Raw genomic sequence first — 15,077 nt, forward strand, 5'->3', positions numbered from 1 at the left:
CGGCGTCCTTAAACCGGGCTGCTATGGTACCGGGGGGCGCTGACACAATCTTCCTCACGGATGACCTTTCTTACACTTTTTGTTATTAACCTTATCGCTTTATATTCTTTTGCAATATTGGACCTAGGTACAATAGAAGTGTCGCGTATTTCCTCTTAATCTGCCATTAATAGAAAATCTATACAAACGGTATAGACACTGAATTTGGCTAGGGCGGGAAAACATTATGGCGACTCAAGCGGCAACTGTGAGTGTATTGCAAGGTAAAGCATGGGCGAGAGCGGAGGATGGCTCCTTACGTGAACTGGCAGCCGGTGACGTAATCGCTGCCGATGAACATCTGGTTACCGAGAGTGGCACTCGCATTGAGCTGGATTTTGGCGATGGCGCCCCGGCAGCCCTAAATGGCCTTCACGATGTCGCCATGAGCCCCGACCTTTGGCCAGAAACGGCCACCTCTAGCGAACAAGCCAGTGTGTTTGACGACCAGTTTGACGCGATCCTAGCAAGCCTTGATGAAAACGACAGCCTACTGCAAGGCAGTAATGAGGAGCGTTTTGACGCCATACTCTCCAGTCTTGATGCCAATGACAATCTATTGCAAAGCGATAACGGGGAGCGCATTGACACAATCCTCGCGAGTCTTGACGAAAACGATAGCCTGTTGCTCGGTGGCGAAGGCGACCTCTTGGATATCCTCGACGAGGCCCCAGCGGCGGGTCAAGCTGGCTCCGATGGCGGCCACAGCTTTGTGCGAGTCGAGCGTATTAACGAGTCGGTCGACGGGCAATCTTACCAGTATGACAACGGCTCACGCGCTACTGCGCCAAGCCGCGAAGAGAGCGATTTTGCCGCCAATAACGCCCCCACCACGACCGATCAATCGCTAACAACCGACGAAGATACGCCAATTCTGGGTCAAATTAGTGCCCAAGACCTCGATGGCGACAGCTTGAGCTATACCCTGACACAGCCCCCCGCCAATGGCTCTGTCACTCTGAATACCGCTACCGGCGAGTTTGAGTACACCCCGAATACCGATTTTAACGGTGCCGATGAATTTACGGTGACAGTCAGTGATGGCATCCAAAGCACCGTGAGTGTTGCGCAAGTCGAAGTGCTGCCCGTCAATGACGCACCCGTCGCCCAAGATCAAGTGTTAAGTACCCCAGAAGATGTCCCACTGTCAGGCCAAGTCGATGCCAGTGATGTCGATCTGGACGATACGCTCACTTATACCTTGGGTGTTCCGCCCGGCAATGGCACGGTGACCATTGACCCGGCAACCGGTGGGTTTACCTATACCCCAGCCGAAAACTATAACGGCCCCGATAGCTTTGATGTGATTGTGACGGACAGCGCTGGCGCCACCGATACCGCCACAGTGCAGCTTACGGTTACACCTGTTAATGATGCACCAGATGCCGTAGATGATGGCCCGCTAGAGACTTTTACTGCCACCACCGTCACCGGCAATGCGCTCGATAACGACTCAGATATCGACGGTGATAACCTGCAAGTTATTAGCTTTAACATTGATGGCGATGACACCGTCTTCACCCCAGGCGATGAAATCCAACTTAATAATGCCGGCGTGTTCGGCATCGACGGCAACGGCGAGTTTTACTTTACCCCCAACGCCGACTACAGCGGCCCGGTCCCCAGCGTTAGCTACACCGTGAGTGACGGCTCGTTAACCGATAGCGCCATTATTAGTTTTGACGATGTCCCCGGCGGAGCAAACCCCGCCCCACCCGTTGAACCACCTGAGGCCAACGACAACCCGGTGGTGCTGATCGACAACGACAGTGACGCGAACAGCGTGTCGGAAAGCGCGAGCAATGGGGCGACGGTGGGCGTGACGGGTCTGGGCACCGACGCGGACAGCGGCACGAGCGTGAGCTACACCCTGGCGGACGACGCCGGCGGTCGGTTCGCGATCGACGCGAGCACGGGCGTGGTGACGGTGGCGGATGCGAGCGGTCTTGACTACGAAAGCGCGAGCAGCCACGACATCCAGATCACCGCGACCAGCAGTGACGGGAGCGTGACGACCGAAACCTTCACGATCAACGTGACCAACGCCAACGACAACCCGGTGGTGCTGATCGACAACGACAGTGACGCGAACAGCGTGTCGGAAAGCGCGAGCAATGGGGCGACGGTGGGCGTGACGGGTCTGGGCACCGACGCGGACAGCGGCACGAGCGTGAGCTACACCCTGGCGGACGACGCCGGCGGTCGGTTCGCGATCGACGCGAGCACGGGCGTGGTGACGGTGGCGGATGCGAGCGGTCTTGACTACGAAAGCGCGAGCAGCCACGACATCCAGATCACCGCGACCAGCAGTGACGGGAGCGTGACGACCGAAACCTTCACGATCAACGTGACCAACGCCAACGACAACCCGGTGGTGCTGATCGACAACGACAGTGACGCGAACAGCGTGTCGGAAAGCGCGAGCAATGGGGCGACGGTGGGCGTGACGGGTCTGGGCACCGACGCGGACAGCGGCACGAGCGTGAGCTACACCCTGGCGGACGACGCCGGCGGTCGGTTCGCGATCGACGCGAGCACGGGCGTGGTGACGGTGGCGGATGCGAGCGGTCTTGACTACGAAAGCGCGAGCAGCCACGACATCCAGATCACCGCGACCAGCAGTGACGGGAGCGTGACGACCGAAACCTTCACGATCAACGTGACCAACGCCAACGACAACCCGGTGGTGCTGATCGACAACGACAGTGACGCGAACAGCGTGTCGGAAAGCGCGAGCAATGGGGCGACGGTGGGCGTGACGGGTCTGGGCACCGACGCGGACAGCGGCACGAGCGTGAGCTACACCCTGGCGGACGACGCCGGCGGTCGGTTCGCGATCGACGCGAGCACGGGCGTGGTGACGGTGGCGGATGCGAGCGGTCTTGACTACGAAAGCGCGAGCAGCCACGACATCCAGATCACCGCGACCAGCAGTGACGGGAGCGTGACGACCGAAACCTTCACGATCAACGTGACCAACGCCAACGACAACCCGGTGGTGCTGATCGACAACGACAGTGACGCGAACAGCGTGTCGGAAAGCGCGAGCAATGGGGCGACGGTGGGCGTGACGGGTCTGGGCACCGACGCGGACAGCGGCACGAGCGTGAGCTACACCCTGGCGGACGACGCCGGCGGTCGGTTCGCGATCGACGCGAGCACGGGCGTGGTGACGGTGGCGGATGCGAGCGGTCTTGACTACGAAAGCGCGAGCAGCCACGACATCCAGATCACCGCGACCAGCAGTGACGGGAGCGTGACGACCGAAACCTTCACGATCAACGTGACCAACGCCAACGACAACCCGGTGGTGCTGATCGACAACGACAGTGACGCGAACAGCGTGTCGGAAAGCGCGAGCAATGGGGCGACGGTGGGCGTGACGGGTCTGGGCACCGACGCGGACAGCGGCACGAGCGTGAGCTACACCCTGGCGGACGACGCCGGCGGTCGGTTCGCGATCGACGCGAGCACGGGCGTGGTGACGGTGGCGGATGCGAGCGGTCTTGACTACGAAAGCGCGAGCAGCCACGACATCCAGATCACCGCGACCAGCAGTGACGGGAGCGTGACGACCGAAACCTTCACGATCAACGTGACCAACGCCAACGACAACCCGGTGGTGCTGATCGACAACGACAGTGACGCGAACAGCGTGTCGGAAAGCGCGAGCAATGGGGCGACGGTGGGCGTGACGGGTCTGGGCACCGACGCGGACAGCGGCACGAGCGTGAGCTACACCCTGGCGGACGACGCCGGCGGTCGGTTCGCGATCGACGCGAGCACGGGCGTGGTGACGGTGGCGGATGCGAGCGGTCTTGACTACGAAAGCGCGAGCAGCCACGACATCCAGATCACCGCGACCAGCAGTGACGGGAGCGTGACGACCGAAACCTTCACGATCAACGTGACCAACGCCAACGACAACCCGGTGGTGCTGATCGACAACGACAGTGACGCGAACAGCGTGTCGGAAAGCGCGAGCAATGGGGCGACGGTGGGCGTGACGGGTCTGGGCACCGACGCGGACAGCGGCACGAGCGTGAGCTACACCCTGGCGGACGACGCCGGCGGTCGGTTCGCGATCGACGCGAGCACGGGCGTGGTGACGGTGGCGGATGCGAGCGGTCTTGACTACGAAAGCGCGAGCAGCCACGACATCCAGATCACCGCGACCAGCAGTGACGGGAGCGTGACGACCGAAACCTTCACGATCAACGTGACCAACGCCAACGACAACCCGGTGGTGCTGATCGACAACGACAGTGACGCGAACAGCGTGTCGGAAAGCGCGAGCAATGGGGCGACGGTGGGCGTGACGGGTCTGGGCACCGACGCGGACAGCGGCACGAGCGTGAGCTACACCCTGGCGGACGACGCCGGCGGTCGGTTCGCGATCGACGCGAGCACGGGCGTGGTGACGGTGGCGGATGCGAGCGGTCTTGACTACGAAAGCGCGAGCAGCCACGACATCCAGATCACCGCGACCAGCAGTGACGGGAGCGTGACGACCGAAACCTTCACGATCAACGTGACCAACGCCAACGACAACCCGGTGGTGCTGATCGACAACGACAGTGACGCGAACAGCGTGTCGGAAAGCGCGAGCAATGGGGCGACGGTGGGCGTGACGGGTCTGGGCACCGACGCGGACAGCGGCACGAGCGTGAGCTACACCCTGGCGGACGACGCCGGCGGTCGGTTCGCGATCGACGCGAGCACGGGCGTGGTGACGGTGGCGGATGCGAGCGGTCTTGACTACGAAAGCGCGAGCAGCCACGACATCCAGATCACCGCGACCAGCAGTGACGGGAGCGTGACGACCGAAACCTTCACGATCAACGTGACCAACGCCAACGACAACCCGGTGGTGCTGATCGACAACGACAGTGACGCGAACAGCGTGTCGGAAAGCGCGAGCAATGGGGCGACGGTGGGCGTGACGGGTCTGGGCACCGACGCGGACAGCGGCACGAGCGTGAGCTACACCCTGGCGGACGACGCCGGCGGTCGGTTCGCGATCGACGCGAGCACGGGCGTGGTGACGGTGGCGGATGCGAGCGGTCTTGACTACGAAAGCGCGAGCAGCCACGACATCCAGATCACCGCGACCAGCAGTGACGGGAGCGTGACGACCGAAACCTTCACGATCAACGTGACCAACGCCAACGACAACCCGGTGGTGCTGATCGACAACGACAGTGACGCGAACAGCGTGTCGGAAAGCGCGAGCAATGGGGCGACGGTGGGCGTGACGGGTCTGGGCACCGACGCGGACAGCGGCACGAGCGTGAGCTACACCCTGGCGGACGACGCCGGCGGTCGGTTCGCGATCGACGCGAGCACGGGCGTGGTGACGGTGGCGGATGCGAGCGGTCTTGACTACGAAAGCGCGAGCAGCCACGACATCCAGATCACCGCGACCAGCAGTGACGGGAGCGTGACGACCGAAACCTTCACGATCAACGTGACCAACGCCAACGACAACCCGGTGGTGCTGATCGACAACGACAGTGACGCGAACAGCGTGTCGGAAAGCGCGAGCAATGGGGCGACGGTGGGCGTGACGGGTCTGGGCACCGACGCGGACAGCGGCACGAGCGTGAGCTACACCCTGGCGGACGACGCCGGCGGTCGGTTCGCGATCGACGCGAGCACGGGCGTGGTGACGGTGGCGGATGCGAGCGGTCTTGACTACGAAAGCGCGAGCAGCCACGACATCCAGATCACCGCGACCAGCAGTGACGGGAGCGTGACGACCGAAACCTTCACGATCAACGTGACCAACGCCAACGACAACCCGGTGGTGCTGATCGACAACGACAGTGACGCGAACAGCGTGTCGGAAAGCGCGAGCAATGGGGCGACGGTGGGCGTGACGGGTCTGGGCACCGACGCGGACAGCGGCACGAGCGTGAGCTACACCCTGGCGGACGACGCCGGCGGTCGGTTCGCGATCGACGCGAGCACGGGCGTGGTGACGGTGGCGGATGCGAGCGGTCTTGACTACGAAAGCGCGAGCAGCCACGACATCCAGATCACCGCGACCAGCAGTGACGGGAGCGTGACGACCGAAACCTTCACGATCAACGTGACCAACGCCAACGACAACCCGGTGGTGCTGATCGACAACGACAGTGACGCGAACAGCGTGTCGGAAAGCGCGAGCAATGGGGCGACGGTGGGCGTGACGGGTCTGGGCACCGACGCGGACAGCGGCACGAGCGTGAGCTACACCCTGGCGGACGACGCCGGCGGTCGGTTCGCGATCGACGCGAGCACGGGCGTGGTGACGGTGGCGGATGCGAGCGGTCTTGACTACGAAAGCGCGAGCAGCCACGACATCCAGATCACCGCGACCAGCAGTGACGGGAGCGTGACGACCGAAACCTTCACGATCAACGTGACCAACGCCAACGACAACCCGGTGGTGCTGATCGACAACGACAGTGACGCGAACAGCGTGTCGGAAAGCGCGAGCAATGGGGCGACGGTGGGCGTGACGGGTCTGGGCACCGACGCGGACAGCGGCACGAGCGTGAGCTACACCCTGGCGGACGACGCCGGCGGTCGGTTCGCGATCGACGCGAGCACGGGCGTGGTGACGGTGGCGGATGCGAGCGGTCTTGACTACGAAAGCGCGAGCAGCCACGACATCCAGATCACCGCGACCAGCAGTGACGGGAGCGTGACGACCGAAACCTTCACGATCAACGTGACCAACGCCAACGACAACCCGGTGGTGCTGATCGACAACGACAGTGACGCGAACAGCGTGTCGGAAAGCGCGAGCAATGGGGCGACGGTGGGCGTGACGGGTCTGGGCACCGACGCGGACAGCGGCACGAGCGTGAGCTACACCCTGGCGGACGACGCCGGCGGTCGGTTCGCGATCGACGCGAGCACGGGCGTGGTGACGGTGGCGGATGCGAGCGGTCTTGACTACGAAAGCGCGAGCAGCCACGACATCCAGATCACCGCGACCAGCAGTGACGGGAGCGTGACGACCGAAACCTTCACGATCAACGTGACCAACGCCAACGACAACCCGGTGGTGCTGATCGACAACGACAGTGACGCGAACAGCGTGTCGGAAAGCGCGAGCAATGGGGCGACGGTGGGCGTGACGGGTCTGGGCACCGACGCGGACAGCGGCACGAGCGTGAGCTACACCCTGGCGGACGACGCCGGCGGTCGGTTCGCGATCGACGCGAGCACGGGCGTGGTGACGGTGGCGGATGCGAGCGGTCTTGACTACGAAAGCGCGAGCAGCCACGACATCCAGATCACCGCGACCAGCAGTGACGGGAGCGTGACGACCGAAACCTTCACGATCAACGTGACCAACGCCAACGACAACCCGGTGGTGCTGATCGACAACGACAGTGACGCGAACAGCGTGTCGGAAAGCGCGAGCAATGGGGCGACGGTGGGCGTGACGGGTCTGGGCACCGACGCGGACAGCGGCACGAGCGTGAGCTACACCCTGGCGGACGACGCCGGCGGTCGGTTCGCGATCGACGCGAGCACGGGCGTGGTGACGGTGGCGGATGCGAGCGGTCTTGACTACGAAAGCGCGAGCAGCCACGACATCCAGATCACCGCGACCAGCAGTGACGGGAGCGTGACGACCGAAACCTTCACGATCAACGTGACCAACGCCAACGACAACCCGGTGGTGCTGATCGACAACGACAGTGACGCGAACAGCGTGTCGGAAAGCGCGAGCAATGGGGCGACGGTGGGCGTGACGGGTCTGGGCACCGACGCGGACAGCGGCACGAGCGTGAGCTACACCCTGGCGGACGACGCCGGCGGTCGGTTCGCGATCGACGCGAGCACGGGCGTGGTGACGGTGGCGGATGCGAGCGGTCTTGACTACGAAAGCGCGAGCAGCCACGACATCCAGATCACCGCGACCAGCAGTGACGGGAGCGTGACGACCGAAACCTTCACGATCAACGTGACCAACGCCAACGACAACCCGGTGGTGCTGATCGACAACGACAGTGACGCGAACAGCGTGTCGGAAAGCGCGAGCAATGGGGCGACGGTGGGCGTGACGGGTCTGGGCACCGACGCGGACAGCGGCACGAGCGTGAGCTACACCCTGGCGGACGACGCCGGCGGTCGGTTCGCGATCGACGCGAGCACGGGCGTGGTGACGGTGGCGGATGCGAGCGGTCTTGACTACGAAAGCGCGAGCAGCCACGACATCCAGATCACCGCGACCAGCAGTGACGGGAGCGTGACGACCGAAACCTTCACGATCAACGTGACCAACGCCAACGACAACCCGGTGGTGCTGATCGACAACGACAGTGACGCGAACAGCGTGTCGGAAAGCGCGAGCAATGGGGCGACGGTGGGCGTGACGGGTCTGGGCACCGACGCGGACAGCGGCACGAGCGTGAGCTACACCCTGGCGGACGACGCCGGCGGTCGGTTCGCGATCGACGCGAGCACGGGCGTGGTGACGGTGGCGGATGCGAGCGGTCTTGACTACGAAAGCGCGAGCAGCCACGACATCCAGATCACCGCGACCAGCAGTGACGGGAGCGTGACGACCGAAACCTTCACGATCAACGTGACCAACGCCAACGACAACCCGGTGGTGCTGATCGACAACGACAGTGACGCGAACAGCGTGTCGGAAAGCGCGAGCAATGGGGCGACGGTGGGCGTGACGGGTCTGGGCACCGACGCGGACAGCGGCACGAGCGTGAGCTACACCCTGGCGGACGACGCCGGCGGTCGGTTCGCGATCGACGCGAGCACGGGCGTGGTGACGGTGGCGGATGCGAGCGGTCTTGACTACGAAAGCGCGAGCAGCCACGACATCCAGATCACCGCGACCAGCAGTGACGGGAGCGTGACGACCGAAACCTTCACGATCAACGTGACCAACGCCAACGACAACCCGGTGGTGCTGATCGACAACGACAGTGACGCGAACAGCGTGTCGGAAAGCGCGAGCAATGGGGCGACGGTGGGCGTGACGGGTCTGGGCACCGACGCGGACAGCGGCACGAGCGTGAGCTACACCCTGGCGGACGACGCCGGCGGTCGGTTCGCGATCGACGCGAGCACGGGCGTGGTGACGGTGGCGGATGCGAGCGGTCTTGACTACGAAAGCGCGAGCAGCCACGACATCCAGATCACCGCGACCAGCAGTGACGGGAGCGTGACGACCGAAACCTTCACGATCAACGTGACCAACGCCAACGACAACCCGGTGGTGCTGATCGACAACGACAGTGACGCGAACAGCGTGTCGGAAAGCGCGAGCAATGGGGCGACGGTGGGCGTGACGGGTCTGGGCACCGACGCGGACAGCGGCACGAGCGTGAGCTACACCCTGGCGGACGACGCCGGCGGTCGGTTCGCGATCGACGCGAGCACGGGCGTGGTGACGGTGGCGGATGCGAGCGGTCTTGACTACGAAAGCGCGAGCAGCCACGACATCCAGATCACCGCGACCAGCAGTGACGGGAGCGTGACGACCGAAACCTTCACGATCAACGTGACCAACGCCAACGACAACCCGGTGGTGCTGATCGACAACGACAGTGACGCGAACAGCGTGTCGGAAAGCGCGAGCAATGGGGCGACGGTGGGCGTGACGGGTCTGGGCACCGACGCGGACAGCGGCACGAGCGTGAGCTACACCCTGGCGGACGACGCCGGCGGTCGGTTCGCGATCGACGCGAGCACGGGCGTGGTGACGGTGGCGGATGCGAGCGGTCTTGACTACGAAAGCGCGAGCAGCCACGACATCCAGATCACCGCGACCAGCAGTGACGGGAGCGTGACGACCGAAACCTTCACGATCAACGTGACCAACGCCAACGACAACCCGGTGGTGCTGATCGACAACGACAGTGACGCGAACAGCGTGTCGGAAAGCGCGAGCAATGGGGCGACGGTGGGCGTGACGGGTCTGGGCACCGACGCGGACAGCGGCACGAGCGTGAGCTACACCCTGGCGGACGACGCCGGCGGTCGGTTCGCGATCGACGCGAGCACGGGCGTGGTGACGGTGGCGGATGCGAGCGGTCTTGACTACGAAAGCGCGAGCAGCCACGACATCCAGATCACCGCGACCAGCAGTGACGGGAGCGTGACGACCGAAACCTTCACGATCAACGTGACCAACGCCAACGACAACCCGGTGGTGCTGATCGACAACGACAGTGACGCGAACAGCGTGTCGGAAAGCGCGAGCAATGGGGCGACGGTGGGCGTGACGGGTCTGGGCACCGACGCGGACAGCGGCACGAGCGTGAGCTACACCCTGGCGGACGACGCCGGCGGTCGGTTCGCGATCGACGCGAGCACGGGCGTGGTGACGGTGGCGGATGCGAGCGGTCTTGACTACGAAAGCGCGAGCAGCCACGACATCCAGATCACCGCGACCAGCAGTGACGGGAGCGTGACGACCGAAACCTTCACGATCAACGTGACCAACGCCAACGACAACCCGGTGGTGCTGATCGACAACGACAGTGACGCGAACAGCGTGTCGGAAAGCGCGAGCAATGGGGCGACGGTGGGCGTGACGGGTCTGGGCACCGACGCGGACAGCGGCACGAGCGTGAGCTACACCCTGGCGGACGACGCCGGCGGTCGGTTCGCGATCGACGCGAGCACGGGCGTGGTGACGGTGGCGGATGCGAGCGGTCTTGACTACGAAAGCGCGAGCAGCCACGACATCCAGATCACCGCGACCAGCAGTGACGGGAGCGTGACGACCGAAACCTTCACGATCAACGTGACCAACGCCAACGACAACCCGGTGGTGCTGATCGACAACGACAGTGACGCGAACAGCGTGTCGGAAAGCGCGAGCAATGGGGCGACGGTGGGCGTGACGGGTCTGGGCACCGACGCGGACAGCGGCACGAGCGTGAGCTACACCCTGGCGGACGACGCCGGCGGTCGGTTCGCGATCGACGCGAGCACGGGCGTGGTGACGGTGGCGGATGCGAGCGGTCTTGACTACGAAAGCGCGAGCAGCCACGACATCCAGATCACCGCGACCAGCAGTGACGGGAGCGTGACGACCGAAACCTTCACGATCAACGTGACCAACGCCAACGACAACCCGGTGGTGCTGATCGACAACGACAGTGACGCGAACAGCGTGTCGGAAAGCGCGAGCAATGGGGCGACGGTGGGCGTGACGGGTCTGGGCACCGACGCGGACAGCGGCACGAGCGTGAGCTACACCCTGGCGGACGACGCCGGCGGTCGGTTCGCGATCGACGCGAGCACGGGCGTGGTGACGGTGGCGGATGCGAGCGGTCTTGACTACGAAAGCGCGAGCAGCCACGACATCCAGATCACCGCGACCAGCAGTGACGGGAGCGTGACGACCGAAACCTTCACGATCAACGTGACCAACGCCAACGACAACCCAGTGGCGAATTCCGATGATTTGCTTGACGGTAACGAAGACACGACCAGTGCGGTGCTGAACAGCGATATGCTGAGCAATGATACCGACTTGGATGGCGACATGCTGAGTATTACCCACATCAACGGCACCGCACTGACGGGAGGCGTGCAAAGCATTACGGTTACTAATGGCACCGTGAACGTGGACAGCACGGGGAACATCACCTTCACCCCGGCGTTGAACTACGTGGGCGATGTGAGCTTCGAATACACCGTGAGTGATAGTAACGGTGGTAGCGATAGCGCGATCGTTGGCGGGACCATCGTGAACGTCAATGACGCGCCGGTGGCGGTCGATGATACTGTGCTTACCTCCGAGAATACTCCTATCACTTTAACTGTAGCGGATATTGTTACTCCCAACGACACAGATGAAGATGGTGATACTTTAACCATTAGCGGTGTCGGTAATGCGGCCAATGGCTCGGTTGTATTGAATGGCGATGGTAGCGTGACGTTTACGCCCGATACAGATTTTACTGGTGAAGCGACCTTTGATTACACGGTTAATGATGGAAATGGTGGGACGGATACAGCGACTGTAAGGGTGAATGTTCCAGGGTTGCGTGATAACGCTGGTGAGGTTTATGAGGAAGCTTTGTCGACCGGCAGTAATAGTAGTAGCAACGCGGAGACGACATCGGGTAATTTGCTGTCCGATGATCTCGCTTTACCAAGTGGTGCTTTATCATTGTCTGTTAGCATTGTGGGTGGCACGGTAAACAATTCTGTAATGGGACAGACAGTTGTTACTACCGCAGAAGGTAATGTATTGATTGTTAATACAGATAATACGGACGCTGGTTTTGGTGATTACACTTATACATTGCTCAACCCCATCGATCATAATTTAATCCAGCAAGACTTCACGCTTGGAGCGGAAGGCTGGTCTGGTAGTGGCGTTAGTCAACAGCTGGGGCAGCTACGAATAGCTAGAGATAGCACCGCGACGCAAACATTTAGTTTTGGCTCGGAGATGGCAGGGAAGCAGGTGGTGTTAAGCTTTGATCTCAATGTGAGCGGTGGCTGGGATACCTCAGGCGGATCTCGCGATTATTTTAATGTTTCTGCAAATGGCGATTTGGTGAACTCAAGTTCTCCCGCAGATGCTAGTACGTCGAGAATATCGACAACGCTTACCTTGGATGGCAATGGTGAAGCTGTTATAACGCTTAACGCAGATACAACAGCAAATAGTGAAATAGCCAATATTGACAACTTGTCTATTACCGCCGTGAACCTAACAGACCAATTTACTTATACGCTGGATGATGGCGCTGGCTTTGTCGAAAGCGCTAATCTTAATGTAGCTATTTACGACGATCTTGCTGATACTCCACGGGATTATGATGAATCAACGACTTTTACGGAAGATCAAGACTTAAGCGTTGGCACATTTAATTTGCTGGATAATGCTACACCGCAATCAGGTAGTAGTATCTCCTCTGTGTCTAACCTGACTTTGTTTGTGAATGGCGCCGATGCAGCTGCTGATTTTACCATTACTAGCGGATCAGCCGGTTCTGGTGAAGCGGCTCGTTATAGTTTTATTCATAACGATACCTTTGCGAGTGCAGAGCTTGTGGTTTATGACAACGGCGATGTCACTTGGGAGAATGGTTATGAAAACCTATTTGACTTTATGTCTCCTGGGGATATGGCGCAGCTGCAAATTAGTTACGTGACCTCTGTTGGCGGCACATCAGACTCTTCTATTGCGACCTTGAATATATCGGGTGTGAATGATGGTCCGACAGCGGTAACCGATTCGGGATTGACGTCTGGTGGTTTCGCTTCTGAGTTTTGGGTTTATAACGAAGGAGAAGATGGGCCAAACCTAGAGTCTGTGGCTCAGGTAATAGGCTTTACCGGAAGCAATACACCTGATGCTACTTTTATTTCTACCGGTTTATCTTACAGTGTGGTTTCTGGTGATTCTGATTACCGGGCTAACCTCGGGTCGAATAATCATTTGGAAGATTGGCTGGCCGATGGTGGCGATGAGGGCTCTGTCGTTAGAAATACCACCGAGAGCTCAGGTGACGCGATTGTTCGTTTTGCCGGTGTCTTCGAGGTGGAAACGGCGGGGCAATTTACCCTCGACATAACACACGATGATGGCTTTATTGTTTTTATTGATGGTGTGGAGACCTTTACGGCCGACTTTATTACATCGCCAAGCAATTTTGTGCAAACCACCAATTTGTCTGCAGGCTCTCACGACGTTGAGATTTACTATTGGGACCAAGGTGGGGAGTATGTTTTTGATGGCAGTTTGTATGATAGTTCAAATAATGATCTGTGGACGCCGGCAAACCTCTCCTACCGAGGAGCGCCTATATCAACGGAGGAGGATGAAGCGGTTACCGTCGATGTGTTGGCCAACGATTGGGATATTGAAGGTGATAGCCTAACCGTTATCGGTGTAACCAATGGTGCCAATGGTACAGCGAGTACCAATGGCTCGACGGTTGTTTATACGCCGAATGCCGGCTTCTTTGGTTTGGACTCTTTTACGTACACGATCAGTGATGGTAATGGGGGGACGGATAGCGTATCGGTATCAGTTGAAGTGCGCCCGGAAAATAATGCGGCGTTGATTGATTTGGACGGCGATGACAGTTCAGGAAAGTCTGGCTCAGACTATTTTGCCGCTGCACCTCTGTGGAATCCTGTTGCGGTAGTTGATTCTGATGTATCAATTACGGATATAGATGGCTCAAGTTTGTTTTCTGCCAAAATTGAAATATTAAATCCTATGGCTGGAGATGAACTTGTTGTTAGTGGTGGCTCTTTGCCTAGCAATATTGGGTTTAGCTATAACGAGATCAGTGGTGTCGGGCTGTTATCGGGTTTTGCCTCACTCGCTGAGTATCAGTCTGCATTGCAGTTGATACATTTAGATAATAATGACTCCAGCGTGACCGGTGATCGCAGCATTGAGATTAGTGTTAATGATGGTAATGATCAAAGTATGGTTGCCACCTCAACCATTAGGGTGACAAACAATGAACAGTCGGGTGATACAACTGATAACGAAATAGATGCAAGTTGGGCTACTGCGGATTCTATAACTTTGCACGGCAATGGTGGAAATGACACCCTAACAGCTGGGTCACTGGATGATGCTTTGTTTGGTGGCGAAGGGGATGACACTCTTATTGGTAATGCAGGCAGTGATGTCTTGATTGGTGGTTTGGGTGCCGACACCTTCGAGTGGAAGCTTGGCGATGAAGGTACGACAAACGCGCCAGCTGAAGATGTTGTTTTAGATTTCTCGACCGCCGAGGGAGATAGTCTCGATCTTTCCGACCTGCTGCGGGTGGATGGTGAGGACAATATTACTGACTACCTACACGCTGAATCGGATGGTACGGATACCGTGATACATATTAGCCAGTCGGGTGGTTTTGAGGGGGATTATGCAACACACACAAGTGCCACCGATCAAGTGATTACCCTTGAAGGGGTAGATCTATCTGGCCAAGGCTCTAGCGATCAGATTATTCAATACTTGATTGATGGTAACCATCTATCTATTGATTAGTAACTTGGAGCAATAATGACACGGCACCGCTATG

1 protein-coding gene is annotated in these 15,077 nt (G+C 60.0%); it reads left to right on the forward strand.

Annotation, left to right across the window (positions count from 1 at the left end):
* Positions 1-226: 226 nt before the first annotated feature.
* On the forward strand, positions 227-15,043 hold the full coding sequence (locus tag ACGHAD_RS05020) for a cadherin domain-containing protein (RefSeq protein WP_390403455.1): 14,817 nt from the start codon (positions 227-229) through the stop codon (positions 15,041-15,043).
* The last annotated feature ends 34 nt before the right edge of the window (positions 15,044-15,077 follow it).

This window comes from Gilvimarinus japonicus, from assembly GCF_042847215.1.
Taxonomy (GTDB): domain Bacteria; phylum Pseudomonadota; class Gammaproteobacteria; order Pseudomonadales; family Cellvibrionaceae; genus Gilvimarinus; species Gilvimarinus japonicus.